This window comes from Bradyrhizobium sp. OAE829, from assembly GCF_040546575.1.
Classification (GTDB): domain Bacteria; phylum Pseudomonadota; class Alphaproteobacteria; order Rhizobiales; family Xanthobacteraceae; genus Bradyrhizobium.
Genome location: NZ_JBEPOE010000001.1, coordinates 3,220,774 through 3,247,219 on the forward strand (window position 1 = coordinate 3,220,774; position 26,446 = coordinate 3,247,219).

Consider the following 26,446-nt stretch of genomic DNA (forward strand, 5'->3'; position numbering starts at 1 on the left):
TGCTACAATAATTGTAGCAGTACGCTACAATATGTGTAGCGGCTCGCAAGAGGCTTTCCGATGCCGAAACAGGCCCCTGCCATGAAGAAACGCGCCGTCCGCGGCTCCCGCACCGGCCGGCCGGTCATGGCGTTGCTCGACCTGCTCGGGCGCCGCTGGACCTTGCGCATCCTGTGGGAGTTGCGCGAGGGACCGCTGACCTCGCGCGCGCTGCGCACCGCCTGCGACGAGGCCTCGCCGACGGTCATGCAGACCCGCCTGACCGAGTTGCGCGAGTCCGGCCTGATCGAGCTGCTGCCGGGCGATGGCTACGGCCTGACCGGGCTCGGCCAGGAGTTGAATGAAACCTTCCTTCCCCTGCATCGATTTGCCGAGCGGTGGAGCAAGCAAATGCAAGCTTGAGCATGATCTGATCGGAAAACCGGTACCCACTTTTCCGGATCATGCTCTAGGCCACCGCTACCGTCAGGCTGGCGCCGTCAGCGCGCACGACCTTGACGCGGCTGCCGGCCGGCGCATCGGGGCCGGCGACGCGCCAGATCGTGTCGTCGATCCGCACCGTGCCTGTGCCGTCGACGATCGGTTTTTCCAGCGTGAACTCCCGGCCGATCATCGCTTCGGTCCGCCGGTTGAGGAACGGGTTGCTCTGGCTGCTGCTGCCGGCGCTCTTGGCAAAATGCCGCCACGCCGGCACGGCCGCGGCCGCGAACAACGCGAACATCAAAAGCTGCGTCTGCCACGTCGGATTGATCGCAAACGACACCAGGCCGACCATCAGCGAGGAAAGCCCGAGCCAGAACAGGAAGACACCCGGCGCCAGCAATTCCAGCCCCATCAGGATGAAGCCGAAGATCAGCCAGTTCCAGGTACCCAGGGTAGCAAATATGTCGGCCATGACACGACCTCTGTCCTTCTTAGTCGAACTCGACAACACACCGGCAGTCAGCTCCCTCTCCCGCTTGCGGGTCGAGACGAGCGAAGCTCGCTCCTAGAGGGCTGGGGTGGGGGCTCTCTCCGCGATATGATTCGTGGAGAGAGCCCCCACCCGCCTCGCTTTCGCTCGGCACCCTCCCCCGCAAGCGGGAGAGGGAAGTCTCCCTACCGCTGCGGCGAGAACGGTGACGGCGGCGGTGGCGGCGTGGCGGGTCCGGTTGATGGCACCGAACCACGCCGCGCGACTGCCGCGGTAGCGGCGTCACCGAACGTGGCCTTGGCGATCTCGCCGATGCCGGCGAGCGAGCCCAAAATGCTGGTGGCCTCGATCGGCAGCATGAGGATCTTCTGGTTCGGCGATTCGGCCAGCTGCCCGAACGCCTTGATGTATTTATCGGCGATGAAGTAATTCAGCGCGGCAACGTCGCCCTTGGAGATGGCTTCGGACACCATCTGCGTCGCCTTGGCTTCAGCCTCCGCCGAACGCTCGCGCGCCTCGGCGTCGCGGAAGGCGGCTTCCTTGCGGCCTTCGGCCTGCAGGATCTGGCCCTGCTTGGCGCCCTCGGCGCGCAGGATCTCCGACTGCCGCTGGCCTTCGGCCTGCAGAATGTCGGCGCGCTTGACGCGCTCGGCCTTCATCTGCCGGCCCATCGCTTCCACGAGATCCGCCGGCGGCACGATGTCCTTGATCTCGATGCGGTTGACCTTCAGCCCCCACGGCGACACCGCGGCGTCGACCACGCGCAGCAGCCGCTCGTTGATCTCGTCGCGGTGCGACAGCACCTGGTCGAGGTCCATCGCCCCCATCACCGAGCGGATGTTGGTCATCGTCAGCACGATGATCGCCTGATCGAGATTGGATACTTCGTAGCTGGCCTTGGCGGCATCGAACACCTGATAGAACGCGACGCCGTCCACCGTCACGGTGGCGTTGTCCTTGGTGATCACCTCCTGCTCGGGAATGCTGATCACCTGCTCCATCATGTTCATCTTGCGGCCGACGCGGTCGAAATAGGGAACGATGATGTTCAACCCCGGCGACAGCGTGCGGGTGTATTTGCCGAACCGTTCGATGGTCCAGTCATAGCCTTGCGGCACCGTCTTGACGCCGGCGAACAGGGTCACAATGACCAGCAGCAAAAACGCAATCGCGAAAATGTCGAAACCAGTCATGAATTCCCTCCAAAACCGGCAAGACCGTTGCCGGACGCGGTCGTCCATATGTCTGCCGGATGCCACCGCCGGTTCAGCCCGGCTGTTCTCAAGTAAGGATTACGTAGGGAGCCGTTTGACAGCCGCCAGATGTATGGCGTCTTGACGCGGGAATATCAAATCCAGCCCTGAAGCTCGCGCAACACAAGCTGGCGGATCACGTCCATGCCGGGCTCGGAGTCGTTGAGGCAGGGGATCGCCGCGAACTGCTCGCCGCCATTGTGTTTGAATATTTCGGCGTTTTCCTGCGCGATCTCTTCCAGCGTCTCCAGGCAATCGGCGGAGAAGCCGGGGGTCACCACGGCAATGCGCTTGACACCATCCTTCGCGAGCTGCGCGATGGTCTTGTCGGTGTAGGGCTGCAGCCACTCGTCGAAGCCGAAGCGCGATTGAAATGTAAGCTTGAGTTTGGACGCATCAAGGCCCATGCGTCGGCGCAAGGCGTCGGTTGTTGCGATGCACTGCGCCTGGTAGGGGTCGCCCTTGTCGACATAGTTTTGCGGCATGCCGTGAAACGACGCGACGATCAGTTCGGGCTGGAACGGCAAGGTCGCCAGATGCGCTGATATCGAGGCCGCCAGCGCCTCGATGTAATCAGGGTCGTCATAGTAAGGCGGCGTCACGCGCAATATCGGCTGCGCGCGCATGCCGGCCAGCACGCGGAAAACCTCGTCGCAGACGGTGGCCGAGGTCGCCGCGGAATATTGCGGATAGAGCGGCACGACCAGGAGACGGTCGCAGCCTTGCGCGGTCAGGGCATCGATGCGCGAGCGGATCGACGGATTGCCGTAACGCATCGCCCAGTCGACCACGACGTGATCATGGTCCGCGATCGCCTCCGCCAGCTTTTCGGCCTGCGCGCGCGTGATCGTCTTGAGCGGCGATTCGTTCCTCTCGACGTTCCATATCTTCCGGTAGTCGCGCGCCTTGCGGCGGGGACGGATGCGCAAAATGATGCCGTTGAGGATCAGCTTCCAGCGCAGCCCCTGGTCCTCGATCACGCGCGGGTCGGAGAGAAATTCCTTGAGGTAGACCCGCACGCCCCTGGTATCGGCGGTATCGGGCGTGCCGAGATTGACCAGCAGCACGCCGACGCGCTCCGGCTTGGCGGCCAGTGCAGGCTTCGCACTTCCTATGGGAACGACCACGGTCATGATTTCCGTGGCTTCGCGCGTTGCACCATCCTTGTCAAGACAAGCATCGGTTCGATACGCTCAGGCCTTGCCGCGGGCGGGAGGAACCATGACGGTCGCCGAATGGTGCGTTTTCGGAACTCTGTTGCTGTACTTGCTGACGATCGCCTCGGTCAAATGGATCGGGTTTCGCCGTTTCGACAATGCGAGGCCCCGCGACCCCGATTTCTACGAGGATCCGATCCGCGCCCGGGCGCTCGGCGCCCATCAGAACGGCATCGAGGCCTTTCCGTTTTTTGCGGTCGCGGTGCTGCTGGCCGAGTTTCGCCTCGGGCCGCAACATTTGATCGATGAACTGGCGGTGCTGTTCCTGATCGTGCGGATCGCCTACGTCTTCACTTATCTGGGCAACCGCCCGACGCTGCGCTCGATCCTGTGGTCGATCGGCTTTGCGATCAACATCGCGATCTTCTTCCTGCCGGCGGTCAAGGGGTATTTGCCGGGGTAGATTGCCTGCCGCCATACCCCGCTCCCTCCAGTCATTGCTGTCGTCCTCCGCGAAAGCGGGGGACCCAGTACGCCGCGGCTTCTCGGTTCTATCATTGACGTCTCTGGAATACTGGGTCGCCCGGTCAAGCCGGGCGATGACACCGAATATGGGTTAGCGATCTCGCGACGCATTGCGTCCGAGCTTTGCCAGGAACTTCCCGCCCTCTTCAATGAGAGGGCGCAGGGAAGACCGGGTGCGCGCTGCACCCGCGGTCTCGTGTGCGATTTGCACTAAAAAGGCTGCACACGAGCATACAGGGCAGCGGAGAACACCCGGCCTTCCCTGCGCAATGGCTTTACGGCTTATGCCGTGATCTCCCCGGAGACGAGTTCTTGGTTGACTCCGTCGCTATCGGTTCCGCTTGCGCTTCTCCGACAGCTTGACGCCAGCAACGGGCGCCAGGACCACACGGTTTTGCCGTACGCTTTTGTCGCGTTACGTCTTCGCGACATCAGCGTCCACCGCAACCCGTCCAACGTCCGTGACGACGGCCGACGCCCTCTGAGTGGGACGGGATGGGCAGATATATGCACCTGATTTTCATTCTGGTAAACAGAAATATTTTTCACTTCGGGGCTTGACACGATTTCCGTAAATCGGAAGTGATTTGCCCGTCGGGCCAAATTGCCGCAGCTTTGCTTGCCTGTCGGGCACCTTCAGTTCACATTGAACCTTCAAGCGACGGAATCGCACCAAGGCACAAGCGCGGCTCGCTCCAAGGCGGCGCGGGAGATTTCATGTGATGGATACTGTGATGGATAGTGCCGTACAATCCCGCCGGTTCAGCATTATCGGCAGCGTGACAGGCCTGTTGGCGCTGCTGGTCTCGGCACTGACGCAATTGGTGCCGGGGATCTACCTTTCCGGGCTCGTCGGTCAGGCGACCTGGAACGAGGTACTCTCAACGGGGGCGGCCGCGCTCGGCGTGATCGCCATCTCTTTCGCCGTCGTCGCGATCATCATGAAGGAAGGAAAGCTGCTGGCAGGTATCGCGGCCGTCCTCGGCTTCGTAGCCATCGCCGTCCAGATATGGTGGGTTCTGCTCATCCTGGCGATCGCGCTCATCATCCTCAATTCGCTCTAAGCCAGATGCCGCTCCCGCGTCGCGATGAAGTCGCGGATTGATTGCGGGATCGGAACCGGCCGATGGGATTTCTGGTCGGTATAGACCCAGACGATTTCCCCGGTCACCAGCGCCTCGTGGCCGCCCTTCTGAAAGATCGCGAGTTCGAACGTAAGGCTTGAATTGCCGATCCGCGCCACCCGCGCGCCAACGTCCAGTTCCCAGTCGAACAGTACCGGCGCCTTGTACTCGATCAGCGATTTGACGACGTGGAAGTCGATCCCGGTCTTTCGGGAGTCCGCATACTGGTCGTAGCCGAGCGCGCGAAAATATTCGGTGATGGTGGTGTCGAAATAGGTCAGGTAGTGCGCGTTGAAGACAACGCCCTGCCCGTCGATCTCGGAATAGCGCACCCGAAACGGGTGGAAAAACCAGAACTGCTCGCGTGACATAGGGCGTGAACTCACAAATTCATGGACGTTGGCGGACATCCGTGTTGATGCGCATTGCGGACTCCATCGGGAGATCGCGCCACGTCCGGGAATTGTCAATATCGGAAGTAAAAAATCCTATTCAATCACCTCGTCAGCGCGGGCAAGGATTGATTGCGGCACCTGCAGGCCCAGCGATTTCGCTGTCTTGAGATTCACGACCAGTTCAAACTTCGTCGGCAGTTCCACCGGCAGGTCCGCCGGCTTTTCTCCCTTCAGGACGCGACCAACCAGAATGCCCGCGCGGTGATAAGAATCGATAAAACTTGGACCGAACGCAATCAAGCCACCTGCCGATGCCGAGATCCGACGGTCATAGATGGTCGGCAGTCGATGGCGCGCCGCCAATGCCACGATTTTTTCCGAGCGGTCGGCAAAATATGCGTCGGGGCTGATGATCGCAGCGTCGACCTTGTCTTCCTTCATCCGATCAAACGCGGTTTCGATTTCGCCATCATTGCTGGCATGCGCGATCAGGATACTTCCCTGCAACTTCAGAATTGCGGCCTTCAAAGCCTGCGTGTCGTCGTCCACATTGGGGTTTTTGGGGTTGACCAAAAATGCGAAACGGCTCGCGGAAGGATTCATCTCTTTCAGCATCTCCATTCGCTTTATGATGAGATCGCTGGAATACAGGAGCGTGCCGGTCATGTTGCCTGCCGGCCGGTTCATGTTGGCCGCGAAGGCATATTTCACCGGATCGAGGCCGATGGTGAACACCACGGGAATCGTCGAGGTAAGCTTCTTGAGCTCGATGGCGGCGGGATTGCCGCTTGCGAAAATAACGCTCGGCCGCCGAGAGGCGAGATCGGCCGCCATTTCCCTGACGCGGTCGTAGTTGCCGTCGGCCCATCGTTGTTCGACTTTTATGTCTCTGCCTTCGGTAAAACCCGCCGCTCGAAGGCCGAGGAAAAACCCGTTCATGTAGCTTCCATACGATGCCGGGGATGCCGACCCCAAAACGCCGACAATCCGCAACGTTTGCTGCGAGCGAGCAAATGACGGGCAGCAAACAGTACCCACCAGGGTCATCAAAAATGTCCGTCGCCGCATGCTCGCCTCGAACGGGTGCCTCGCGCAATGCGCGGACTATATCAGCCGGCAACCGCCCACCCCGCGACAAATGGCAGCTAATCGTCTCACGACGCCGTCCGGTCAATTACGTTTTTTCGACCGCTTGCGGTCGATCCTTGCCGGGCGTGTCCGCGTTGATCGCTTGTTCAACATGATGCGCAGGCGAGGATACGGGGGGCAAACCACCGCGCTGTGTGCCTGACGGTCATGGTTTCGGTGACACCGCCTCCGTTTCGGTACCATCCGTCCCGATGGTCTGCGTAGCGAAAGCGGGTGGGAGTCCGTGCAAATGCAATGCGGCCTTCGCGGTCACCTTGCCGACCTCCCCGCTTGCGCTAACCTTGTAGGTGCAGCTGTCGTGCGCCAGCTGAAACGCAGAGAATTCGACGCCGTCCTTTACAAAGAGGCGATCCTGCTCCCGACCGCCTTCGTCGCGGACCACACCATTATGCGCGGTATAGCGAGCCGAGGTAACGCCGGGATTCTCCATTACACTTATGTTCAAAACTGCGTTCTTTATGAAATAGACGTCGATGCCGCCATTGGCTTTGGCGATACGATCTATCCAGCAGATCGGGGCCGCGAGGGATGGCACTGCCGTCACAGCCCAGCAGACCGTGACCAGCAAGCAGGCGACGGCAATTGACCTGATGCGCATTGCTGCCTCCTGTGGAGCTGACGCTTTGCCGAGTGGCAACGACGTGGCGGACAGGTCGCTCTACACACCTGCAAGCACGTCTAAAACGGAGTTCGTATCAAACTTTTCCTAAATCTGAGAATCAAGCATCCGCTGATTCCGCGCGTAGCGCCGCCATCACTTCCGCGCCAGAATCGCAAGAACTGACCGTATCGCTGCGGAAATGGGCGCGATGATCGGGATCGAGAACATTGGCTTCAGTTCGCGCGCAGCCTCGCCCAAAGGGCCGCCGCCGATAATGACGGCCTCTGCGCCGTCATCGCTAATGCAGTGACGCACGACATCGGCCAGCGCGTCGCGCAGGCGAAGCTTGTCCTTGACCAACTCCGTGGGGTCCGCGGACGTTATTCGAAGGCCGGTGTATTGCGCCGACAGCCCGAGCAAGGCGACGCGCCGATCAATGGCAGCCTTCAATGCCGGCGTCGTCGTGGCGATCCCAAACCGCCGCCCGCCGGCCGATGCTTCGCGAAAGGCCGATTCAGCGATGCCGACCGCCGGCGTCCGGCATCGCTCCCGGACTTGCGCAAGGCCCGGATCGCCGAACGCCGCGACGATGAGACCATCGTACTTGCCATCGTTCGAGACGGCTATCTCGACGACTTCGTCGGCTGCGGCGGCAAGCGCATCGGGCTCGACGATCATCGGCGGTGCGCGTCGCGCCGTCGCGCCGGAAATTTCACACGCGCCGGCCGCAGCCGCTTGCGCGATGCCGACCATCATGGCGGTGGTCGCCGCCGAACTGTTCGGATTGATCAGCAGGATGCGGCGCATGCCCGTCTATCGATTCAAGCAAGTAGCCCGGATGAAGCGTAGCGCAATCCGGGGCCTTGGCATGACCGGATAAAGTCGCCCCGGGTTACGCTACGCTTCACCCGGGCTACAAACCAGATCACAGACACGTCACCCGCTCGGCGGCGAGGTAGCCGAACAGCAGGCCGAGGCCGAACAGCAGCACGAGGCCCGCCGCGCCGAATTCGATGCCGCGCATGATCAGCGCGCCGCCGCCTTCGCGGCCGGCGCTGAGGCGCTCGGCGAGGCCTCGCGCGGACACCGCGACGATGGCAATGGTTGCGACCGTGATCGCGGTGCCAAGGCCCATCACGAAGGTCGCGGCGATGCCGGCCCAGAACAGGCCCTGCGCCAGCGCGAACACCAAAACCAGGATCGCGCCCGAACAGGGCCGCAGGCCCACCGCGAAGATCGCGCCCAGCCCACGCTGCCAGCCACCGGGACCGGCAAGCTGATCCGGCGTCGGGCCGTGGGAATGGCCGCAATGCTCGTCATGGACGTGGCCGTCGGCGTGGGAATGAGCGTCGGCATGAGCGTGCGCGTGGGCATGACCGTGCGCATGGGCGTCAGCGTGCGCGTGCGCATGGTGATGATGTTCATGGTGGTGGTGATCGTGGCCATGATTGTGATCATGGCTGGCCGCAGCCGCAGCGGTGGCCATCGCGGGCACTGGCTTGGCCTGCAGCGCGCGCATAAATCCGCCGCCCTTGGTCCAGACCAGCCGGGCGCCGAACGCCGCGATCAAAGCGTAGCTCGCGATCTCGATTGCCTTCTCCGCCCCGCACATCGTCTTGGCGGTGGCGTTGAGCAGCCAGGCGCAGATGCCGACGATCAGCACGGCGACCAGCGCCTGCAGCATCGCGGACGCAAACGACAGCACGATGCCGCGCCGCGCGGTTTCGTGATTGGCGACCAGATACGACGAGATGACCGCCTTGCCGTGGCCGGGACCGGCGGCGTGGAAAATCCCGTACGCAAACGAGATCGCCAGCAGGGTCCAGACCGCCGAGCCGTCGGACTTGGCGGCGCGAATGGTCGCCGACATCTCGCGATAGAATTCCGATTGCTTGGCCAAGAGCCAGCCGACGATGCCGCCGACTTGCGGCTCAGGGGCTTTGGCCGGCCGCGGGCCGCCGAACGGGTTTTGCGCCAACAGGACGTGCAGGGCGCCATCGACCGCGACAACGGCGGCGAGTGCTATGATCCCGATCAGGATCGCGTGGGCGAAGCTGGTATGCTGCCTCACGGGCAATCCACCAAAATCTTGTTGGCGTACATGGCGCCGTAGTTGGAATTGTCGCCGTTCATAAAGTTGTTTTCGTTGAGCCGTTGCGCATTGGCGGTGCCGTCATTGGGCCGCTGGAATTGCAGCTTGCAGTCGGCGGGGGCGCCGACCAGCTTGATCGGGTCCTTGTCCTCGAACTTGAAGTCGATGAAGAAGGCAGGATCGAATACTTCCAGCGCGGCCTGTCTGGCCTTGAACGGCGTCTTGGCGGGCAGCATGAAATGCAGCGTCAGCGCGTCATTCTTGAATTCGAGATAGTAGTCGACCGGCTCCAGGAACCTCTCCTTCTTGCCGTCGGCCCTGGCGAAGGTGAAGTAGCCGAACTCCTTCAGCGACTCGATATTGGTCTGCGCCAGCGGCGCCAGTTCCTCGCGGCTGTAGACGCCCTTGGTCTTGGTCTCGATGCCCTGCAGCGCATAGGTCGAGAACATGTCGTCGAAGGTCCAGGCGTGGCGCACGCCCGAGATCGAGCCGTCGGCGGCATAGACCACCTCGCTCTTGGCGGTGATCCAGACATGTGGATGGGCTTGTGCCGGGGCGGCGCCGAGCAGCGACGCGACGATCAAGCCTAAGAAGCCGAACAGTACACGCATGATGTCGTCCCTGCGAACGCAGGGACCCATACGCCGTGTCGTCTCGTTTGGGCAGTGTGGCAAAGGCGTTCCTTCACAACGAACATCAGTGGTTATGGGTCCCCGCGCCCGTGCGCAATTGCGCACTAGGCGGGGACGACGCGAGGCTCACGCCGCCTCTGGCGTTTCGAGCAGGCCGCGGCGGCGCAGCAGCGCGTCGGGCTCCGGCTCCCTGCCGCGGAACGCGACATAGGCATCCTCGGGGTCGCGCGAGCCGCCGGACGAATAGATGTCGTCGTGCAGGCGCTTGGCGGTGGCGGGATCGAAGATGTCGCCGGCCTCCTCGAAGGCGCCGAACGCGTCGGCGTCCATCACCTCCGACCACATGTAGCTGTAATAGCCCGACGCATAATGGTCGCCGGAGAAGATATGGCCGAATTGGGTGGGCCGGTGCCGCAGCGCGATCTCGGCGGGCATGCCGATTTTCTCCAGCTCCGCCTTCTCGAACGCGCCGACGTCGCGGCTGGCTGATGCCGGCTGGGTGTGGAATTCGAGGTCGATCAGCGCCGAGGAGACGAACTCCACCGTGGCAAAGCCCTGGTTGAATTTGCGCGCGGCCAGGAAGCGGGTGAGCAGTTCGTCAGGCAGCGGCTCGCCGGTCTGGTAGTGTTTTGCGAACTGCCGCAGCACCTGCGGCTGCTCCTGCCAGTGCTCGTAGAGCTGCGAAGGCAGCTCGACGAAGTCGGTGAAGACCGAGGTGCCGGACAGCGAGGGATAGTTCACGTTGGACAGCATGCCGTGCAGGCCGTGGCCGAACTCGTGAAAAAGGGTCCGCGCGTCGTCCGGCGACAGCAGCGACGGCTCGCCGTCGGCGCCCTTGGCGAAGTTGCAGACATTGATCACCAGCGGGGCGATCTCGCCGTCGAGCTTCTGCTGGTCGCGCAGCGAGGTCATCCAGGCGCCGGAGCGCTTTGACGACCGGGCGAAGTAGTCGCCATAGAACAGCGCCTTATGCTTGCCGTCGCTTCCCTTGACCTCCCAGACCCGAACGTCCGGGTGCCAGACCGGGATATCCTTGCGTTCCGAGAACGTGACCCCGAACAGGCGGGTGGCGCAGTCGAAGGCGGCCTCGATCATGTGGTCGAGCACCAGATACGGCTTGATCGCGGCGTCGTCGAAATTGGCGCGGACCTGGCGCAGCTTTTCGGCGTAGTAGCGCCAGTCCCACGGCGCCAGCGCGAAATTGCCGCCCTCTTCCGCGATCATGGCCTGCAGCGCGTCGCGGTCGGCGAGCGCCCGGGCCCGCGCCGGCTTCCAGACCCGCTCCAGGAGGCTGCGCACCGCTTCGGGCGTCTTGGCCATGGAATCTTCCAGGCGGTAGGCCGCATAGGTCGGGTAACCCATGATCTTGGCGGCCTCCTCGCGGAGCCCCAGGATCTCCACCACGGTGGCGTTGTTGTCGTTGGCGTTGCCATTGTCGCCGCGGGCGGTGAAGGCCTTGAACACCTTCTCGCGCAGGTCGCGCCGGTCGGAGCTCTTCAGGAACGGCTCCACGGAAGAGCGCGACAGCGTCACGATCGCCTTGCCGGCCATCCCGCGCGCCTCGGCCGCGGCCTTGGCGGCGGCGACGAAGGCTTCCGGCAGCCCGCCGCGGTCGTCCTCGCCAAGCTCCATGAACCATTCCTGCTCGTCGCCGAGCAGGTGGTGGCTGAACGAGGTGCCAAGCTCGGCCAGCCGCTCGTTGATCTCGGCCCGGCGCGCCTTGGCGGCTTCGTCGAGGCCGGCGCCGGCGCGGTGGAAGTTGGTGTAGGTGCGCTCCAGCAGCCGGATCTCCTCTCCAGTCAGGCCGAGCGTGGCGCGGTTGTGGTGGAGCATGGCGATGCGGCCGAACAGCACCGCGTTCATCATGATCGGATTCCAGTGCCGCGCCATCCGCGGCGACACTTCCTTGTCGATCTCCAGGATCGCCGGATTGGAGTGCGCCGACACCAGGTCGTAGAACACGGCGGAGACCTTGGAGAGCAGCTTGCCGGAGCGCTCCAGTGCCGTAATCGTGTTGGCGAAGTCCGGCGCCGCGGGATCGTGGGTGATGGCGGCGACCTCGGCGGCGTGATCGGCAAAGGCCTGCTCGAAAGCCGGCAGGAAGTGCTCAGGGAGAATTTCCGCAAAGGGCGGCGTCTCGAACGGCGTCTGCCACGGCCGGAGCAGCGGATTTACCGGGGTTTCCGGAGGGGCTGCATTTTGCTGGGTTTCCGACATCACAAGTCCCGTTTCTGCGCTGAAGCCGCTTCGGGCTCCAGGCCTTGTTTTTGACGCGTTTTCCTCACGTGAACCGGTATCCGCTTCGGCTCGAAAACGCTCTGAATGATGCGTCAATCTATATCACGCGATACGGCATTTTTGGGCCTTTTAAGCTTGATAGTGGGGGCCTTTTCGGAGAGATTGCGCCCACCCAACAGGACCTGTTTCATGAGCATGCAGCCTTCTTCCGGCGCCAAGAGCGAGATCATCTGGCCGAGCGTCATCACCGTCATCTCGGCGGCGATCCTGATCGGCGCCGAGGTGTTCGGCGCGGCGTTCGCCGGCGGCTGGGCGCTCGCGATCCTGCTCGGGCTCTCCGACACCGGCGCGCACATCCTGCAGGCGGTGATGTTCGGCATCGGCGTCGTGATCATGGTGGGCTTCATCCGCCAAGCTCAGCGCATCGAGCCGTTCTGGAAACGCAGCTGACGCGCTGAACGAAGAAAGCGCTGCGGCACAGGCGCTTTCGTGATTCCACTTCACGCGACAACGCTCCGTAATTTCCCGAGAAATCTTAACGGCTGTTCATGTTTGACGTCGCCAGCGCGTGACGAGCGACGTCAACAGACGCGCTGGCGACGTCAAGCGACGCGCTGAGCGCGCTGCTGTAAGCACACGTTAGGCAAATTTGTCCCCAGCCTAAAAAAATAGTTGCGAAGCGGAATCAAAAGCCTTATTTCCAGCCTTGCCCAATTTCGCACGTGCCTGTGGTCGTGTGTCAGTCGGTAGGTATCCGGACAAGAGGCCGGACAGCCGCCAAGGGATGAAGAACCGAGGGTCGCTTCATAAGCGGCCAGCATCTCTCTCAAGAGATGCCGTTGAAGGTCTCTGCATCCTTTGCAACCGTGACTGGCAGCCGGAGGCGAACCGGCGCACCCCGCTCTCAACGGGGGACGCGACTTAAAGCAACGACGGATCGGGCTTTTTTGGTCTCTACCGGCATTCCAACGCCGGCGCGGGCTACTGAAAAGGCTTGTCCTTCATTGCCAGGTGTGCGGGCGGGAAATTCCCAACCAATCCACGGCAGCACAGTCTGATCTGAGTCTTTTGGCTTCGTTGCGCCTCCATCGCGCGATGTGGCCGGAGCGCTCATATCCGACATCAATTTTTTGAACGGATCCCGTCGCTGGGCCGTTTGGGAGAGTGCTATGACCGAACGTATTCAGGAATTCCTGCGCAACCGCCGCAGCGAGGGCCAGGACACCGAGCCGTGCCTCGTTGTCGACCTCGAAGTCGTGCGCGACAACTACCAGACCTTCGCGAAGGCCTTGCCGGACAGCCGCGTGTTCTACGCGGTGAAGGCAAACCCGTCGCCGGAAGTGTTGCAGCTCCTGGCCTCGATGGGCTCGTGCTTCGACACCGCGACGGTGGCCGAGATCGAAATGGCGCTGGCTGCCGGTGCGACGCCGGACCGCGTCTCCTATGGCAACACGATCAAGAAGGAGCGCGACATCGCGCGTGCCTTCGCGCTCGGCATTCGCCTGTTCGCGGTCGATTGCGCCGCCGAAGTCGAGAAGATCGCCCGTGCCGCGCCCGGCGCCAAGGTGTTCTGCCGCATCCTCTATGATTGCGCAGGCGCCGAATGGCCGCTGTCGCGCAAGTTCGGCTGCGATCCGGAGATGGCGGTCGACGTGCTCGACCTCGCCAAGCGCCTGGGCCTGGAGCCGTGCGGCATCTCGTTCCATGTCGGCTCGCAGCAGCGCAAGGTGAAGGCGTGGGACCGCGCCTTGTCGATGGCCTCGTCGGTGTTCCGTGACTGCGCCGAGCGCGGGATCAACCTGTCCATGGTCAACATGGGCGGTGGATTCCCGACCAAGTACCTCAAGGACGTTCCTCCGGTCCTGCAATACGGCCGGTCGATCTTCCGCGCGCTGCGCAAGCATTTCGGCAACCAGATCCCGGAAACCATCATCGAGCCGGGACGCGGCATGGTCGGCAATGCCGGCATCATCGAGACCGAAGTCGTTCTGATCTCCAAGAAGAGCGACGAGGACGAGGTGCGCTGGGTGTATCTCGACATCGGCAAGTTCGGCGGTCTCGCCGAGACGATGGACGAGTCGATCCGTTACGCCATCCGCACACCGCATGACGGCGCGGAAATGACGCCGTGCGTGCTCGCGGGCCCGACCTGCGATAGCGCCGACGTCTTGTACGAGAAGCTGCCGTATCCGCTCCCGGTTACGCTCGAGATCGGCGACAAGCTGCTGATCGAAGGCACCGGCGCCTATACGTCGACCTACTCGTCGGTGGCGTTCAACGGCATCCCGCCGCTGCGGACCTACCACATCTGAACTGGCCGCTGAGGCCTGACTAACCGGGAGCCGGTGCGCCGGCTCCCACCCCCTATTTTTGCGAATTTTGAGGACAACGCTCCGCGGCGTGACTTGCCGTTGGAGTGAGGACTGACGTGCCATGACTGCTTTGCGGAAGACCACTGTTGCCCTCACCCCGAAAGCCGCTCCGTTCGCGATCCGTGCGGAACGGGCTTCGGACGTCGTTGCGCGTGAAGCGCTGCTGGATGCCTGCTTTGGCGCAAACCGCCATACCCGCACCTGCCAGCGCCTGCGTGACGAACGTGCGCCCGCCGAAGGCCTTGCCTTGTCGGCCGTGGCACGAGGGAAGCTCGTGGGCACCGTCCGGTTGTGGCACGTCAGCGCCGGGGGCATCCCGGCGCTCATGCTCGGCCCGCTGGCGGTTGAGAAATCCTCCCGCCAATTTGGCGTCGGGGCCGCGCTGATGGACCACGCGCTCGCGGCGGCGACGGCGCGTGGCCATCACGCGGTGATCCTGCTCGGCGACGCGCCCTATTACATCAGATTCGGCTTCTCGGCCGAAAAGACCGGCGAGCTGTCGCTGCCCGGCCCGTTCGAGCGCGACCGCCTGCTCGGCCTCGAGCTGCGCGAGGGCGCGCTCGACGGCGCCTGGGGCATGATCTCGGCGTCGGGCGCGCCAATGGCAAAGGCATCGCGCGCGAAGAAGGCTCTACAGACTGTGCCGCACGCGGCCTGAGCCGTCGCGTCAGAGGGGTTGCGCGGTCCGGCGAAAAGCCCTTAAACCGCGCCAAATCAGCTATTTCCGGATCAGGCCGCAAATCGAGGTTCCGATGCCCCGCCGTCTCATTTCCACCGGTTCGCCGTTCGAGAAGACCGCCGGCTACAGCCGCGCCGTGATCGACGGCGATTTCGCCTTTGTCGCCGGCACCACCGGCTATGACTACGCCACCATGACGATGCCTGACGATGTCACGAGCCAGTCACGGAACTGCTTCAAGACCATCGAGGCCGCCTTGAAGGAAGGCGGCTTCGCGATGGCCGACATCGTCCGCGCGACCTACTACATCACCGACCTCAGGGATGCGGATGCCCATTTCGCGGTCTGCGGCGAAGTTCTCGGCGACATCCGCCCGGCCGCCACGCTTCTGGTGGTCGCGGGGCTCTACAAGCCCGAGATGAAGATCGAGATCGAAGTGACCGCCAAGCGCCGCAGCGCCTGATCCACCCCTCACCTTTTGTTGCCAGACTTTCCGGAGAAACCATCCCATGAGCCCCGCCTCGCAGATCTACGCGAAGATCACCGGTCCCATCGTCATGGTCGGCTTCGGCTCCATCGGCAAAGGCACGCTGCCGATGATCGAGCGGCATCTCGATTACGACAAGTCGCGCATCACCGTGATCGATCCCAAGGACGAGGGCCGCAAGGCGCATTGCGAGAAGCACAATGTGAAATTCATCCAGCAGGGCGTGACCAGGGACAATTATCGCGCCTTGCTTACCCCGCTGCTCACTGAAGGCGGCGGCCAGGGTTTCTGCGTCAATCTCTCGGTCGATACCGGGTCCACCGACATCATGGAGCTCTGCAACGAACTTGGCGCGCTTTATATCGACACGGTCAACGAGCCCTGGCTCGGTTTCTATTTCGATTCTTCGAAAGGCCCGGAAGCGCGCTCCAACTACGCCCTTCGCGAAGCGACGCTGGCCGCCAAGAAGGCGCGCCCCGCGGGCTCGACGACGGCCGTCTCCTGCTGTGGCGCCAATCCCGGCATGGTCTCGTTTTTCGTCAAGCAGGCGCTGCTCAATGTCGCCGCTGATCTGAAGCTCAATGCCCCCAAGCCAAGGACCAAGGCCGAATGGGCTGATTTGATGCGGCAGGCCGGCATCAAGGGCATTCACATCGCCGAACGCGACACCCAGCGCTCCAAGTCGCCGAAAGAGCCTGATGTCTTCGTCAACACGTGGTCGGTGGAAGGTTTCCTGTCGGAAGGCGTGCAGCCGTCCGAACTCGGTTGGGGCACCCATGAAAAATGGATGCCCGAGAATGCGCGTACCCATGAAGCTGGCTGCGGCGCCGCCATCTATCTGATGCAGCCCGGCGCCAACACGCGCGTGCGCACCTGGTGCCCGACCCGCGGCGCGCAGTATGGCTTCCTCGTCACCCACAACGAGTCGATCTCGATCTCCGATTACTTCACGGTGCGTGACGCATCGGGCACGGCGATCTATCGGCCGACCTGCCACTATGCCTATCATCCGGCTGACGATGCCGTGCTCTCGCTGCATGAAATGTTCGGCCGCGCGGCGAAGATGCAGGAAAAGCACCACATCCTCGATGAAAACGAAATCGTCGATGGCATCGACGAACTCGGCGTGCTGCTGTTCGGCCATGACAACAATGCCTACTGGTACGGCTCGCAGCTCTCCATCGAAGAGACCCGCAAACTCGCGCCCTATCAGAACGCCACCGGCCTGCAGGTGACCTCCGCCGTGCTCGGCGGCATGGTGTGGGCGCTGGAAAACCCGAACCAAGGCATCGTCGAAGCGGACGAGATGGATTTCGATCGTCTGCTGGAAATCCAGATGCCGTATCTCGGTCCGGTGAAGGGTTTTTACACCGACTGGACGCCGCTGACGGACCGGCCGGGCCTGTTCCCGGAAGACATCGACACCTCGGATCCCTGGCAGTTCCGGAACATTCTGGTGCGGTAAGGTTGGGTTCCACCCCCTTGGTGCATTGCAGCATCAGGGGGCGCCGGCCAGCGTAACGCTCGCTTAATGAAATCGCGCCATCCTGAAGGGTACCCCTTTTGCAAGGGCCTTGAGCCGTCCTGTGTCTCTGCGCAGCGACGTCCCCGGTGGAGCGGTGGAAATGCGCGTCTTTATCGCAATCATGCTATCGGCGGTCGTTTTGGCCGGGTGCAAACCTGACAACAACAACGACATCACCGGCTCGATCGATAACTGCGCCCGCAAGCTCTACAGCTCCTACAATCCCAAGGACCTGAAGCAGTGCATTAACGTGTGCATCTCCTGCCAGCGCGGCGTGATGACGACCTGCTCGACCTCCTGCACGCTGAAGGGCGCGCAGTAGAGCGTCTTCGTCATTCCGGGATGGTGACGACTGTCACTTCGCCATGTAATCGAACGCCACCTTCCCCAATCCCAGCGTCAGATCAGCCTTGAAATGCAGCGCGGAAACCACTTCGCGCACCGGAAGCCGGGCAACGTCGCACAGCGCGTGGGGAAACAGGCCAAGCGCGGCCGGACCGCTCCATGCTTCCTTCAGCGTGATGTCCTCGAGCTGGAAGCGAACCAGTTCGCAGATCCGCGGCGTGCCGTCGACATGCGGGATGATCTTGAGAATGAAGTTCGGCGCCTTCATGCCTTTCAGCACGGCGTCATGATCGACTGGACGGTGCTTGTAACCCATGGTGGCGGAGGCGCAGAGCACCGAGCCGTAGTGCAGCGAGCCGACCAGCACATCGCTCTCGACTTCGATCTTCGGCTTCGCAAGCTTTTTGGGAAATCCCCAGATTTCGCGGCCGCCGGCGATCGGACCCTCGTCGTCAAGGTACATGGCGTGGGTATAGGCGCCCTCCTCGCCGTTGAGACGGACCGGGATCACCTGGCCGGTTTCGGTGTAGTCGCCGAAGCCGGGTCGAGTCGGGCATGCGGATGAATTCATATTTGACGATGGGTTCAACGACTTCGAGCGGCTCCGGCACCAGAGCGCGAAGCACGTCCGGATCGGTCCGGTAGGTGATGATGAAATATTCGCGGTTGAAGAACCGATAGGGCCCCGGCGGGAAGGACGGGTTGTTCAGCGGCATCGAATAGGCGGTTCGTCTGACATCGTCGATTTTCATGGCCTGCCCCATCTTGTCGGCGCGGTCGCGCGATGACGTGAGTATGCGGCAGCTTGGGGACGCAGGCGAGGCTGTAGAAGCTGCAATGCCATCAAAACGGCGTCAGGCCGTAGGGTGGGCAAAGCGAAGCGTGCCCACCATTCAGGGTAACGGTGGATTGATGGTGGGCACGGCGCGATGCGCCTTTGCCCACCCTACGCCTAGACTACTTCTGCTTGATTGGTTCGGCCGTTTTCTCGGCCGGTGCAGGCGGCAGCGCGGGCTGGGCGCCCGCCTTCTGCGCGTCGGCATCGGGACGCGCCGGTTCGGGCGGGACGTTGGACGGCCGCGTTCCGGTCGTCGTCTCCGCGGGCACCGACGGCCTGGTTTCCGCGCCCGGCGACGATTGCAGCGGTTGGGTCGCCTGCGCCAGTTGCTGCGGACCACGCGCGCGCAACTCGGCCATCGACAGGCCGGCCATCACAAGGCCCGTCGTGACCAGCGCGGCCGCAACGAGAAAATCAATCCGGTAGCTGCGCTTGTTCTGATCGGCAGGCATATCGTTCACCACAAAATTGTTCGCGATGACAACGGCCGGCGGCGCGCATTGTTCCGCCCCCCGCAGCGTGCGGAACCGGGCAAGAATCAAACTAATCCTTGGTCGAGACTTCCCAGGTGGCGTGGCGAACGCCGGGCTGGCGCTGCAGATCGACCGCGACCGCATTCAACTCGTTGGGATCGATCGCGGTGGAGACCAGCGTGGCGACGATCTCCAGCAGGTCATCGCCATGCTCGACCACATTGAGCTCGGCGACCGGATATTTTGCATGCTCCAGCCGCTCGACCAGTTGGTCGCGCATGTCAGGCAACGCCTCCGCACTGACTGCGAGCTTGAAGTAGTAAGTCGCCTCGGAAGCGCGTTCGTCGATCGGAATTCGGTTGATCGCGTTCACCAGCGGACGCAGCAAGGTGTTGCCGGCGACCACGAACACGGTCAGCGCCGCCGCCTGGGCCACCATGTCGGCGCCGGCGCAAGCTCCGACCCCGGCCGATCCCCAGAGCGTCGCCGCGGTGTTGAGGCCGCGGACGTTCATGCCCTCTTTCATGATGACGCCGGCGCCGAGGAAGCCGATCCCCGAAACGACATAGGCGATCACATGTACCGCGCCTTCGGCGGCCTTCAGATGCATCGCAAGGTCGACGAAGGCGGCCGCACCGACGGCGACCAGTACATTGGTGCGCAAGCCCGCGGTCCGCTGCCGGTATTGCCGCTCGGCGCCAATCAGGGTGCCCAGAACGAACGCCGCGGTCAGGCTGACCAGGGTGTCGAGGAAATCGGCGATCTGGAAGGTAGTCAGGAAGCGCATGTCGGTTTTCTAGAGCCTTTTCCGTTCCGATGGAATCGGAACGGGGCTCTAGATTCTTGTTTTGACGCGTTTTCTTGACGCGAACCGGTGTCCACTTCGCTGGAAAACGCTCTAGGGGAGAGAGGTGACGAATCTATCACAGCCTGAACGATCTGGCCCGTTCCGGCGACTAACGGTCGCCGGGACAGGTGCAAGCGACGAGCCGCTTCGCTGCAGGCAGCGGCGCTCGGTGCGGTCCCAGATAGAATAGATTTGCCTGATTTTGCGAGAATTTGTCATGAAAAGATTGCTTTACGTCGCGGTCGCTCTGCTTGGCATACAATGCTCGCCCGCAGTTGCCGACCAGAATTGCATGACGGGCTATTACCGAACCAGGCAGCCCGCCTGCGTCGACAGCGTGCTATCGCAAATGCGAGCCGGCCCAAACGCCGATCCCAGCGCGGTGATCGGATTCCTGGCGCAGATCTTCAGCACGTCGCCCGCGGAGAAGCAGCGCATCCTGCAACTTGAAGCCTCTTCCTACGTCAAATCGGTGAAGCTCGTGGCGCTCTACGGCGCCGGCCTCACAGAAGACGCGCAGAAATTTGCCGAGGAAAACCAGATCACAGCCACGCTGCAGAAAATCGAAAAGAACCAACCTGCCAAACTCGCCGTGGTGCGGCCGTCGTCGAATGCCGCCGACAACGACCTCTTGATCGGCGCCTATATGGCATCCGGCGACACCCGTTTCATTGAAAGAATCCTCGCCAACTTCTCCAGCGCAGATGACGACATGGCGGGCATTGCCATCCGCATGGGATTCATGAAGGGCAAGTTCGGGCCGAACATGACCGCGGAAGGCCGGGACAACGTGATGGCCAAGATGGCCTGCGACAAACACGCGTGCAAAACCGAGCCCGCCAAATTCTTTCGCGTGCTGACATTGGCGAGCGCATTCTGGGCGTTACAGTCGCTGGCATCAGCCGACGACGGCATCAAGAAGACCTTCACCGGCTTTTTTGAGAACGATCCTCGCCTGAAAAACCTGTTCACGGCCGAGCAAGCGGCGTTCGGAAACTATATGACGGCGCTCACCATGCTCGCCGTCTTCAAACCCGACGCGAAGGATCGCGACAAGACCGCCGAAAACATGAGCAAGGCCGCTTCGGCTTTCGAAAACCTCGAACCGGCCGGCAAGACGTTTGACCACATCGAGGCTTACGTCAAAGGTGGGAAGAAGGCGAAGTAGGCTGGGCTTGTGCTTGATGGCAGGTACGGGTTCGAAACGAACGCAACTCGCTTTTACGAACAATGCGACTCGCGGAGACACCCCCACCCCAGCCCTCCCCCGCAAGCGGGAGAGGGAGCGCACCGTCAATCACTGATGCGCTTCGGGTCGTCTCGCCACGCACGGAGCGAACGATCTACAACTCCACCATGCCGGCGTCGCCGTCTTCGGTGCCGAAGGCGAGCAGCGATCCCTTGGGGCTCCAGGCCAGCGCGGAAACCGCGGCGTTGCCCCTCCGGCGCACCAGGATCTCCGCGCCGTCCTCGATCCGCACCATCAGCACGCAACCGTCGCTGTAGCCCGCGGCCAGGATATCATGCTTCGGATGACAGGCGACCGCGGAGACGCGGGCCTGCAGCGGCGCCAGCATCGCCGGCTCCTTGCCCATTGGCCCGTCCTTGCTGGCGAACGGCCAGATGATCACGGTGTCGGCGCCCGAGGTTGCAAGCCCCTTGCCACCGGCGCTCCACGACATCGAGCGGACGCGGCCGGGATAGCCGCTCATGCGCATATGCCGGTTGTCGGCGAGCCGCCAGCCATGCAGCGCCGGCTCGTGCATCCCGGTCACCAGAAACTTGTTGTCCGGGCTGAAGGTGACGGACAGATGCGAGCCGGCCCATTCCAGAAACTCGGGTTTTGCCGCCATGTTGGGAAACCACAGCGTCACGCCGTTGTAATGCGCGACCGCCAGCCGCAGGCCCTTTGGCGCGAACGCCAGGCCGCCGACGGTCGAGGGCATGTCGAATGATTTTTCCTCGCCCTTGGTGCGAACGTACGAGATCTTGCCGGCCGACCACGCCACCGCGCCATCGGGATGCAGCGCGACGTTGTCGATCCAGCGCCGCTTGGCGTCGGTCGCGAGCACGCTGACCTCGCCCCTGGCGTTGAGCGCGACGAGCTTGCCGTCGTCGCCGCCGGTCACGACGCGCGCGCCGTCGGACGCCGCGCACAGCACCGCGCCGCCGTGAATATCGACAGGAGAAATCTCGCCGCCGGCGCCGACGATGGCAGCCTTCTCCTCAGCGCCGACGAAGACCGCGGTCTCACCGAGAAAATGCACCGACGATATCGGCATGCCGACCGCAAGCGGCCGCACCTTGTCGGTGATCGAAGCAATGGAGGCGCCTTCGCCCGGATCAAACTGTTTCATCACGTGGTGATACAGCTCTCAAAACCGTCGCGGATCATCTGCTCCGGTAATTCGCGACCAATGAAGACAAGCCGGCTCTCGCGCCGTTCGTCATCCTTCCATTTGCGCTGATGGTCGCCCTCGAGCATCATGTGCACGCCCTGGAACACGTAGCGGTCGTCATCGTCGCTGAAGGCGAGGATGCCCTTGGAGCGCAGGATTTTCTGCCCTTCGGAGGCGACGAGGTTCTGCAGCCACGGCATGAACTTGGTGGCATCGAGCGGCCTGTCCGTGCGCAGCGACAGCGACTGCATCTCCTCGTCATGGTAATGCTTCAGCCCGCCATGGCTGTGATCATGATGATGGTCATGGCCGTGGTGATGATCGTGATCATGGTGATGATCATGGCCATCGCCGGCATCGAGGAATTCCGGCTCGATCTCGAGAATACGATCGAGATCGAACGCACCGCGCTCCAGCACGTCAGCCAGCGCCACCTTGCAACGCTCGGTGCGGTGCAGTTTGGCGTAAGGGTTGATGGCGCGGATCCGCGCCTCGACTTCGGCGAGTTCGGCTTTGGAAACGAGGTCGGTCTTGTTGAGCACGATGACGTCGGCAAACGCGATCTGGTTCTTGGCTTCCGGCGCATCCTTCAAACGGTCGCTCAGCCATTTGGCGTCGGCCACGGTGACGACCGCGTCGAGCCGGGCGTTCTTCTGCACGTCCTCATCGACAAAGAAGGTCTGCGCCACCGGCGCCGGGTCGGCCAAGCCGGTGGTCTCGACGATGATGGCGTCGAATTTGCCCTTGCGCTTCATCAGGCCGTCGAGGATGCGCACGAGGTCGCCGCGCACGGTGCAGCAGACGCAGCCATTGTTCATCTCGAACACTTCTTCATCGGCGCCGATGATGAGGTCATTGTCGATGCCGATCTCGCCGAATTCGTTGACGATGACGGCGTATTTCTTGCCGTGGTTTTCCGACAGAATGCGGTTGAGCAGCGTGGTTTTGCCGGCGCCGAGATAGCCCGTCAGCACGGTCACAGGAATTTTTTGGGCGGTCAGTTCAGACATGGTGGCTCCGGGCGGAAATTCGGGCGCGCCGGCAACAGCAGGGAGGCCCCTGCCCTATTCGCCAAGCGCGCTGGTCAGGGCCTTTATATTGTGCCTGACCATATCAATGTAAGTGGGGGCATCGCCCTTTTCGGCCGTCAGACTGTCCGAATAGAGGGTCCCGCCGATCCTGGCGCCGGTCTCGGCCGATATCCGGCGGATCAGGCGCGGATCGCTCACATTTTCCAGAAAAACCGCCGGGATCCTGGCGGTTCGGATCTGGGTGATAATACCGGCAATATCGCGGGCACTGGGCTCGGATTCCGTGGATACGCCGACGGGTGCAATGAATTCGACGCCGTAGGCGGCGGCGAAATAGCCGAAAGCGCCATGGGTCGAAATCACCTTGCGGCGGGCTTGCGGGATTTTTGCGACGGCTTCGCGCGCCTCGCGGTCGAGGGCGTCGAGTTTCGCCAGATAGGCCTCCGCATTGGCGCGAAAACCCTGGGCTGAGGCAGGATCGGCGACCGCCAGCGCGTCGCGGATATTGCCGACGTAGATTTTGGCGTTGGCGACGGATTGCCAGGCGTGCGGGTCGGCATCCGAGCCAAACTTGAGCGGCGCGATGCCGGCCGTCGCCGTCACGACGGTGACCTTGCTGCCTGCGGATTTCAGCAGCCGCGGCAGCCAGCCCTCGAAACCAAGGCCATTGACGAAAATCAGCTTCGCATCGGCGATCTTTTTCGCATCCGCCGGCGTTGGCGAGTAGACATGCGCGTCGCCATCAGCACCGACCAGTGTCGTGACGCTGACGCGGTCACCGCCGACGTTGCGGACGAAATCGCCGAGGATGGAGAAGCTGGCGACAACCTTGAGGCGCTCCTGCGCGCTGGCCGGAACGACTGTGGCGATCAGCACCAGACACATGAACCCTAACAAACGCTGCATCGTTACGCCTCGAGATGCCGGCCGGGGAACAGCTGTCTCACGAGGCCGCTGACATTGCCGAACAGCACGGACACCACATAAATCCCCGCCGCGACCAGAATGACCGCGGGGCCTGACGGAATTTTGGTCTGGAACGACAGCACCAGCCCGGCATAGCCCGACACCATGGCGCTTGCGACCGCAATGCAGATCATGCCGGTGATGTCGCGCGACCAGAACCGCGCGATGCCCGCGGGCAGGATCATCAGGCCGACGCCGAGCAAGGTGCCGAGCGCGTGAAAACCGTTGACGAGATTGATCACGACCAGCGCCAGGAACGCCAGATGCGCCGGCGCGCCGGCACGGCTCACCGTGCGCAGGAACACCGGATCGACGCATTCGATCACCAGCGGGCGATAGATCACGGCCAGCACGAGCAAAGTGATCGTGGCGTTGAAGGCGATCACCAGCAGGGTCTGGTCGTCCATCGCCAGGATGTTGCCGAACAACACGTGCAAGAGGTCGATATTGGTGCCCTTGATGGACACGATGGTGACGCCGAGCGCCAGCGACACCAGGTAGAACGTCGCCAGCGAGGCGTCTTCCTTCAATTCGGTGGTGCGCGCCACCACGCCGGCCAGGATCGCGACCGTAAATCCTGCGATCAGGCCGCCGGTCGTCATCGCGAACAGGTTGAGCCCGGAGACCAGGAAGCCGATCGCGGCCCCGGGCAGGATCGCATGCGCCATGGCGTCGCCGACGAGGCTCATCCGCCGCAGCATCAGGAACACGCCGATCGGAGCGGCGCCCAGCGACAGCGCGATCACGGCCGCCAGCGCGCGGCGCATGAACTCGAATTCGGTGAAAGGCGCGATCAGCGTATCGTGGAGCATTGTAATCAGGCAGCCCGCGACGGCGCATCGGCGGCGCAGGCCGCGGCCCGGTCGTCGAAGGCTTCGCACATCTTCATCGCCACCATCAGGTTATCCGGCGTCAGCACCTGCGCGGTCGCGCCCCAGGCCACCGGGCCACGGGCCAGCAGCAGGGTTTCGGGGAAATGGTTGCGCACCATATCGAGATCATGCAGCGCCGCCAGCACGGTGCGGCCTTCGCCATGCCAGCGCTTGACCAGCGCAACCAGGTCCGCGGAGGTTTTGGCGTCGATGGCGTTGAACGGCTCGTCCAGCACGATCAGGCGCGCGTCCTGCAGCAGCACGCGGGCGAACAGCATGCGCTGCATCTGGCCGCCGGACAGCGTGCCGATCGGGCGGTTCTCAAAACCGTTGAGGCCGACGGCGGCAAGCCCCGCCAAAATCCGCTCGCGCTCTTTCTTGCCCATGCCGCCGAAGAAGCCGGTGGAGCGCCACAGGCCGGTGCCGACGAAATCGAACACCGAAATTGGAAAACTGCGGTCGATGTCGGCGGTCTGCGGCAGATAGGCGATGTCCTTGCTGTCGAGACCACCCAGCGAGATTGAGCCCGCCAGCGGTTTCAGGATGCCGGCGAGGCCTCGAAACAGCGTCGACTTGCCGGCGCCGTTCGGTCCGATCACCGCGACCAGCGCACCCCCGGCAACCTCGAGGTTGAGGTGGTGCACCGCCGGATGCCGGTCGTAGCCGAGCGTGACGTTACTGAATTTCACCTGAACTTTTGCCTGCGCCGCCATGCTCACCTCATCGCCACCAGCACGACCACCCAAAGACAGGCGCTGACCGCCAGCGCCGCGCCAAGCCGCGTCGCCACCGTCATCCGCAGGATCGACCACGGCGCCGGCTGCGCCGGATGCGGCGTCGACGGGTCGTGGTGATGGGGATGACCATGGCTATGGGCGTGGTGATGGTGTCCGTGGTCGTGGGAATGGGAGTGAGACATGCAAAGATGTTATATTATAACATTACCTGAGTCCACTTACCCGAGCCCTACTTTGCCTGCCTAGAGGGGGCGTCGGGCAGCATGGCGAACGCCATGGATCACGATCCCAGCGGCGTCCGATCGGTAGAAAATGACGTAGGGATAGGGGCTCGCGGCGATGCGGCGGAAATTACCCTTGTTGGTAACGCGCCCGGCCTCAGGGTGATCAGCGAGCAGACGGATGACGGCCTGCAATCGCCTGCTGACGTTGTCGGCGCCTTGCGGCGACCGGGTTTCAATGTAGTCGAGAATGTCGGCCATCTGCCGGAGCGCCCGGCGTGTGTAGCGGACTTTCACAGCCCATGCTTCGCCCAGACAGCGCGGACTTCTTCATCCGTCGCAAACTCGCCGCGCTCAGCCTCAGCGAGTGAAGCGTTCAGGTCAGCTTCTTCTTCTGGTGTGAGCACATAAGGCGGTTGCTCGACGCCCGCGAATTGCAGGAGAATCCGCGCGAGATCGTCCTGCACGTCGTCAGGCAGGGCGGACACAGTTTCGATGGCCTGTTCAAGCAGTCGCGTCATACCCGGAACATAGTGGCTTCAGCCCCTCTTAGGAAGCCTTGCAGCGGCCTTGCC

30 protein-coding genes and 1 pseudogene are annotated in these 26,446 nt (G+C 62.8%); 10 read left to right on the forward strand and 21 right to left on the reverse strand.

Translation table 11 applies throughout. From position 1 onward, the window contains the following. The first annotated feature begins 60 nt into the window (after positions 1 to 60). Positions 61 to 402 (forward strand): winged helix-turn-helix transcriptional regulator, encoded by a 342-nt coding sequence (locus tag ABIE49_RS15700; RefSeq protein WP_192738165.1) that lies wholly within the window; start codon positions 61 to 63, stop codon positions 400 to 402. Positions 403 to 448: 46 nt separating this feature from the next. On the opposite strand, the gene ABIE49_RS15705 is transcribed toward ABIE49_RS15700, so the two are convergent. The 3 genes from ABIE49_RS15705 to hemH all read right to left on the reverse strand — a co-directional run bounded on the left by ABIE49_RS15705 (position 449) and on the right by hemH (position 3,299). Continuing rightward, the gene (locus ABIE49_RS15705) at positions 449 to 895 is read right to left on the reverse strand and encodes an NfeD family protein (protein WP_192738166.1); all 447 of its coding nucleotides are present in this window, start codon (positions 893 to 895) and stop codon (positions 449 to 451) included. A gap of 203 nt (positions 896 to 1,098) precedes the next feature. Continuing rightward, positions 1,099 to 2,106, reverse strand: coding sequence for an SPFH domain-containing protein (locus tag ABIE49_RS15710; RefSeq protein WP_192738167.1), 1,008 nt, complete (start codon positions 2,104 to 2,106; stop codon positions 1,099 to 1,101). A 155-nt stretch (positions 2,107 to 2,261) separates the two neighbouring features. Further along, positions 2,262 to 3,299 carry a ferrochelatase gene (gene hemH, locus ABIE49_RS15715; protein ID WP_192738168.1) on the reverse strand — a complete coding sequence of 346 codons (1,038 nt, stop codon included), beginning with the start codon at positions 3,297 to 3,299 and terminating at the stop codon, positions 2,262 to 2,264. An 88-nt stretch (positions 3,300 to 3,387) separates the two neighbouring features. Here hemH and ABIE49_RS15720 point away from each other — a divergent pair, with 88 nt between their 5' ends. After that, on the forward strand, positions 3,388 to 3,786 hold the full coding sequence (locus ABIE49_RS15720) for an MAPEG family protein (protein WP_192738169.1): 399 nt from the start codon (positions 3,388 to 3,390) through the stop codon (positions 3,784 to 3,786). 784 nt (positions 3,787 to 4,570) lie between these two features. Next, positions 4,571 to 4,912 (forward strand): hypothetical protein, encoded by a 342-nt coding sequence (locus ABIE49_RS15725; RefSeq protein ID WP_192738170.1) that lies wholly within the window; start codon positions 4,571 to 4,573, stop codon positions 4,910 to 4,912. On the opposite strand, the gene ABIE49_RS15730 is transcribed toward ABIE49_RS15725, so the two are convergent. The 7 genes from ABIE49_RS15730 to ABIE49_RS15760 all read right to left on the reverse strand — a co-directional run bounded on the left by ABIE49_RS15730 (position 4,909) and on the right by ABIE49_RS15760 (position 12,058). Beyond that, positions 4,909 to 5,343 (reverse strand): acyl-CoA thioesterase, encoded by a 435-nt coding sequence (locus ABIE49_RS15730; protein WP_192738171.1) that lies wholly within the window; start codon positions 5,341 to 5,343, stop codon positions 4,909 to 4,911. The two genes, ABIE49_RS15725 and ABIE49_RS15730, sit on opposite strands and share 4 nt — an antisense overlap. Positions 5,344 to 5,460: 117 nt before the next feature. Next, complete coding sequence (locus tag ABIE49_RS15735; RefSeq protein WP_192738172.1) at positions 5,461 to 6,414, reverse strand: ABC transporter substrate-binding protein; 954 nt, start codon at positions 6,412 to 6,414, stop codon at positions 5,461 to 5,463. Between the two features lie 247 nt (positions 6,415 to 6,661). Then, a complete protein-coding gene (locus ABIE49_RS15740; RefSeq protein WP_192738173.1) occupies positions 6,662 to 7,114 on the reverse strand; it encodes a hypothetical protein in 453 nt (150 codons plus the stop codon). A 156-nt stretch (positions 7,115 to 7,270) separates the two neighbouring features. After that, positions 7,271 to 7,924 carry an aspartate/glutamate racemase family protein gene (locus ABIE49_RS15745; RefSeq protein ID WP_192738174.1) on the reverse strand — a complete coding sequence of 218 codons (654 nt, stop codon included), beginning with the start codon at positions 7,922 to 7,924 and terminating at the stop codon, positions 7,271 to 7,273. 118 nt (positions 7,925 to 8,042) lie between these two features. Continuing rightward, entirely contained in the window at positions 8,043 to 9,188 is a 1,146-nt protein-coding gene (locus tag ABIE49_RS15750) for a nickel/cobalt transporter (RefSeq protein WP_192738175.1), read from the reverse strand. After that, a complete protein-coding gene (locus tag ABIE49_RS15755; RefSeq protein WP_192738176.1) occupies positions 9,185 to 9,820 on the reverse strand; it encodes a DUF1007 family protein in 636 nt (211 codons plus the stop codon). Before ABIE49_RS15755 ends, ABIE49_RS15750 begins: the two co-directional genes overlap by 4 nt. 147 nt (positions 9,821 to 9,967) lie before the next feature. Beyond that, positions 9,968 to 12,058 carry a M3 family metallopeptidase gene (locus tag ABIE49_RS15760; RefSeq protein WP_192738177.1) on the reverse strand — a complete coding sequence of 697 codons (2,091 nt, stop codon included), beginning with the start codon at positions 12,056 to 12,058 and terminating at the stop codon, positions 9,968 to 9,970. Between the two features lie 210 nt (positions 12,059 to 12,268). Between ABIE49_RS15760 and ABIE49_RS15765 the strand changes: the two genes are divergently transcribed. From ABIE49_RS15765 to ABIE49_RS15790, 6 genes are all read left to right on the forward strand, one after another. Beyond that, positions 12,269 to 12,529, forward strand: coding sequence for a hypothetical protein (locus tag ABIE49_RS15765; RefSeq protein WP_192738178.1), 261 nt, complete (start codon positions 12,269 to 12,271; stop codon positions 12,527 to 12,529). A gap of 719 nt (positions 12,530 to 13,248) precedes the next feature. After that, the gene (locus ABIE49_RS15770; protein ID WP_192738179.1) at positions 13,249 to 14,391 is read left to right on the forward strand and encodes a type III PLP-dependent enzyme; all 1,143 of its coding nucleotides are present in this window, start codon (positions 13,249 to 13,251) and stop codon (positions 14,389 to 14,391) included. 121 nt (positions 14,392 to 14,512) lie between these two features. Then, positions 14,513 to 15,109, forward strand: a complete 597-nt coding sequence (locus ABIE49_RS15775; RefSeq protein ID WP_192738180.1) for a GNAT family N-acetyltransferase — start codon at positions 14,513 to 14,515, stop codon at positions 15,107 to 15,109. 94 nt (positions 15,110 to 15,203) lie between these two features. After that, positions 15,204 to 15,593, forward strand: a complete 390-nt coding sequence (locus ABIE49_RS15780; protein WP_192738181.1) for a RidA family protein — start codon at positions 15,204 to 15,206, stop codon at positions 15,591 to 15,593. Positions 15,594 to 15,639: 46 nt separating this feature from the next. Beyond that, positions 15,640 to 17,082, forward strand: coding sequence for a homospermidine synthase (locus ABIE49_RS15785; RefSeq protein ID WP_192738182.1), 1,443 nt, complete (start codon positions 15,640 to 15,642; stop codon positions 17,080 to 17,082). A gap of 160 nt (positions 17,083 to 17,242) precedes the next feature. Beyond that, entirely contained in the window at positions 17,243 to 17,464 is a 222-nt protein-coding gene (locus ABIE49_RS15790; RefSeq protein ID WP_192738183.1) for a hypothetical protein, read from the forward strand. 33 nt (positions 17,465 to 17,497) lie between these two features. Here the strand turns inward: ABIE49_RS15790 and ABIE49_RS15795 are convergent. The 3 genes and pseudogenes from ABIE49_RS15795 to ABIE49_RS15805 all read right to left on the reverse strand — a co-directional run bounded on the left by ABIE49_RS15795 (position 17,498) and on the right by ABIE49_RS15805 (position 19,585). Then, positions 17,498 to 18,239, reverse strand: a pseudogene (locus tag ABIE49_RS15795) (acetoacetate decarboxylase). Positions 18,240 to 18,444: 205 nt separating this feature from the next. Beyond that, positions 18,445 to 18,777 carry a hypothetical protein gene (locus ABIE49_RS15800; protein ID WP_192738185.1) on the reverse strand — a complete coding sequence of 111 codons (333 nt, stop codon included), beginning with the start codon at positions 18,775 to 18,777 and terminating at the stop codon, positions 18,445 to 18,447. Positions 18,778 to 18,868: 91 nt separating this feature from the next. Beyond that, complete coding sequence (locus ABIE49_RS15805; protein ID WP_192738186.1) at positions 18,869 to 19,585, reverse strand: MgtC/SapB family protein; 717 nt, start codon at positions 19,583 to 19,585, stop codon at positions 18,869 to 18,871. Between the two features lie 277 nt (positions 19,586 to 19,862). On the opposite strand from ABIE49_RS15805, the gene ABIE49_RS15810 reads away from it, so the two are divergent. Next, positions 19,863 to 20,813, forward strand: coding sequence for a hypothetical protein (locus tag ABIE49_RS15810; RefSeq protein WP_192738187.1), 951 nt, complete (start codon positions 19,863 to 19,865; stop codon positions 20,811 to 20,813). Positions 20,814 to 20,988: 175 nt separating this feature from the next. Here ABIE49_RS15810 and ABIE49_RS15815 read toward each other — a convergent pair whose 3' ends face one another. From ABIE49_RS15815 to ABIE49_RS15850, 8 genes are read right to left on the reverse strand one after another with little or no spacing between them, the layout of a single operon-like run. Next, positions 20,989 to 22,002 carry a WD40 repeat domain-containing protein gene (locus ABIE49_RS15815; protein ID WP_192738188.1) on the reverse strand — a complete coding sequence of 338 codons (1,014 nt, stop codon included), beginning with the start codon at positions 22,000 to 22,002 and terminating at the stop codon, positions 20,989 to 20,991. Continuing rightward, on the reverse strand, positions 22,002 to 23,054 hold the full coding sequence (locus tag ABIE49_RS15820; protein WP_192738189.1) for a CobW family GTP-binding protein: 1,053 nt from the start codon (positions 23,052 to 23,054) through the stop codon (positions 22,002 to 22,004). Before ABIE49_RS15820 ends, ABIE49_RS15815 begins: the two co-directional genes overlap by 1 nt. Positions 23,055 to 23,108: 54 nt before the next feature. Continuing rightward, positions 23,109 to 23,981 (reverse strand): metal ABC transporter substrate-binding protein, encoded by an 873-nt coding sequence (locus ABIE49_RS15825; RefSeq protein WP_192738190.1) that lies wholly within the window; start codon positions 23,979 to 23,981, stop codon positions 23,109 to 23,111. Between the two features lie 2 nt (positions 23,982 to 23,983). Next, complete coding sequence (locus ABIE49_RS15830; protein WP_192738191.1) at positions 23,984 to 24,853, reverse strand: metal ABC transporter permease; 870 nt, start codon at positions 24,851 to 24,853, stop codon at positions 23,984 to 23,986. Positions 24,854 to 24,858: 5 nt separating this feature from the next. After that, positions 24,859 to 25,626, reverse strand: a complete 768-nt coding sequence (locus ABIE49_RS15835) for a metal ABC transporter ATP-binding protein (protein WP_192738192.1) — start codon at positions 25,624 to 25,626, stop codon at positions 24,859 to 24,861. A gap of 2 nt (positions 25,627 to 25,628) precedes the next feature. Continuing rightward, on the reverse strand, positions 25,629 to 25,832 hold the full coding sequence (locus tag ABIE49_RS15840; RefSeq protein ID WP_192738193.1) for a hypothetical protein: 204 nt from the start codon (positions 25,830 to 25,832) through the stop codon (positions 25,629 to 25,631). Positions 25,833 to 25,892: 60 nt separating this feature from the next. Continuing rightward, positions 25,893 to 26,168, reverse strand: a complete 276-nt coding sequence (locus ABIE49_RS15845; RefSeq protein ID WP_192738194.1) for a type II toxin-antitoxin system RelE/ParE family toxin — start codon at positions 26,166 to 26,168, stop codon at positions 25,893 to 25,895. Then, entirely contained in the window at positions 26,165 to 26,392 is a 228-nt protein-coding gene (locus ABIE49_RS15850) for a hypothetical protein (protein WP_192738195.1), read from the reverse strand. The genes ABIE49_RS15845 and ABIE49_RS15850 overlap by 4 nt, the downstream gene beginning before the upstream one ends. Positions 26,393 to 26,446 lie beyond the last annotated feature (54 nt).

What these genes read in the sequence shown, in the direction of transcription:
- ABIE49_RS15700 (WP_192738165.1), top strand. Translation starts at nt 61, where the DNA reads ATGCCGAAACAGGCCCCTGCCATGAAGAAACGCGCCGTCCGCGGCTCC.
- ABIE49_RS15705 (WP_192738166.1), bottom strand. Translation starts at nt 895, where the DNA reads ATGGCCGACATATTTGCTACCCTGGGTACCTGGAACTGGCTGATCTTC.
- ABIE49_RS15710 (WP_192738167.1), bottom strand. Translation starts at nt 2,106, where the DNA reads ATGACTGGTTTCGACATTTTCGCGATTGCGTTTTTGCTGCTGGTCATT.
- hemH (WP_192738168.1), bottom strand. Translation starts at nt 3,299, where the DNA reads ATGACCGTGGTCGTTCCCATAGGAAGTGCGAAGCCTGCACTGGCCGCC.
- ABIE49_RS15720 (WP_192738169.1), top strand. Translation starts at nt 3,388, where the DNA reads ATGACGGTCGCCGAATGGTGCGTTTTCGGAACTCTGTTGCTGTACTTG.
- ABIE49_RS15725 (WP_192738170.1), top strand. Translation starts at nt 4,571, where the DNA reads ATGGATACTGTGATGGATAGTGCCGTACAATCCCGCCGGTTCAGCATT.
- ABIE49_RS15730 (WP_192738171.1), bottom strand. Translation starts at nt 5,343, where the DNA reads ATGTCACGCGAGCAGTTCTGGTTTTTCCACCCGTTTCGGGTGCGCTAT.
- ABIE49_RS15735 (WP_192738172.1), bottom strand. Translation starts at nt 6,414, where the DNA reads ATGACCCTGGTGGGTACTGTTTGCTGCCCGTCATTTGCTCGCTCGCAG.
- ABIE49_RS15740 (WP_192738173.1), bottom strand. Translation starts at nt 7,114, where the DNA reads ATGCGCATCAGGTCAATTGCCGTCGCCTGCTTGCTGGTCACGGTCTGC.
- ABIE49_RS15745 (WP_192738174.1), bottom strand. Translation starts at nt 7,924, where the DNA reads ATGCGCCGCATCCTGCTGATCAATCCGAACAGTTCGGCGGCGACCACC.
- ABIE49_RS15755 (WP_192738176.1), bottom strand. Translation starts at nt 9,820, where the DNA reads ATGCGTGTACTGTTCGGCTTCTTAGGCTTGATCGTCGCGTCGCTGCTC.
- ABIE49_RS15760 (WP_192738177.1), bottom strand. Translation starts at nt 12,058, where the DNA reads ATGTCGGAAACCCAGCAAAATGCAGCCCCTCCGGAAACCCCGGTAAAT.
- ABIE49_RS15765 (WP_192738178.1), top strand. Translation starts at nt 12,269, where the DNA reads ATGAGCATGCAGCCTTCTTCCGGCGCCAAGAGCGAGATCATCTGGCCG.
- ABIE49_RS15770 (WP_192738179.1), top strand. Translation starts at nt 13,249, where the DNA reads ATGACCGAACGTATTCAGGAATTCCTGCGCAACCGCCGCAGCGAGGGC.
- ABIE49_RS15775 (WP_192738180.1), top strand. Translation starts at nt 14,513, where the DNA reads ATGACTGCTTTGCGGAAGACCACTGTTGCCCTCACCCCGAAAGCCGCT.
- ABIE49_RS15780 (WP_192738181.1), top strand. Translation starts at nt 15,204, where the DNA reads ATGCCCCGCCGTCTCATTTCCACCGGTTCGCCGTTCGAGAAGACCGCC.
- ABIE49_RS15785 (WP_192738182.1), top strand. Translation starts at nt 15,640, where the DNA reads ATGAGCCCCGCCTCGCAGATCTACGCGAAGATCACCGGTCCCATCGTC.
- ABIE49_RS15790 (WP_192738183.1), top strand. Translation starts at nt 17,243, where the DNA reads ATGCGCGTCTTTATCGCAATCATGCTATCGGCGGTCGTTTTGGCCGGG.
- ABIE49_RS15800 (WP_192738185.1), bottom strand. Translation starts at nt 18,777, where the DNA reads ATGCCTGCCGATCAGAACAAGCGCAGCTACCGGATTGATTTTCTCGTT.
- ABIE49_RS15805 (WP_192738186.1), bottom strand. Translation starts at nt 19,585, where the DNA reads ATGCGCTTCCTGACTACCTTCCAGATCGCCGATTTCCTCGACACCCTG.
- ABIE49_RS15810 (WP_192738187.1), top strand. Translation starts at nt 19,863, where the DNA reads ATGAAAAGATTGCTTTACGTCGCGGTCGCTCTGCTTGGCATACAATGC.
- ABIE49_RS15815 (WP_192738188.1), bottom strand. Translation starts at nt 22,002, where the DNA reads ATGAAACAGTTTGATCCGGGCGAAGGCGCCTCCATTGCTTCGATCACC.
- ABIE49_RS15820 (WP_192738189.1), bottom strand. Translation starts at nt 23,054, where the DNA reads ATGTCTGAACTGACCGCCCAAAAAATTCCTGTGACCGTGCTGACGGGC.
- ABIE49_RS15825 (WP_192738190.1), bottom strand. Translation starts at nt 23,981, where the DNA reads ATGCAGCGTTTGTTAGGGTTCATGTGTCTGGTGCTGATCGCCACAGTC.
- ABIE49_RS15830 (WP_192738191.1), bottom strand. Translation starts at nt 24,853, where the DNA reads ATGCTCCACGATACGCTGATCGCGCCTTTCACCGAATTCGAGTTCATG.
- ABIE49_RS15835 (WP_192738192.1), bottom strand. Translation starts at nt 25,626, where the DNA reads ATGGCGGCGCAGGCAAAAGTTCAGGTGAAATTCAGTAACGTCACGCTC.
- ABIE49_RS15840 (WP_192738193.1), bottom strand. Translation starts at nt 25,832, where the DNA reads ATGTCTCACTCCCATTCCCACGACCACGGACACCATCACCACGCCCAT.
- ABIE49_RS15850 (WP_192738195.1), bottom strand. Translation starts at nt 26,392, where the DNA reads ATGACGCGACTGCTTGAACAGGCCATCGAAACTGTGTCCGCCCTGCCT.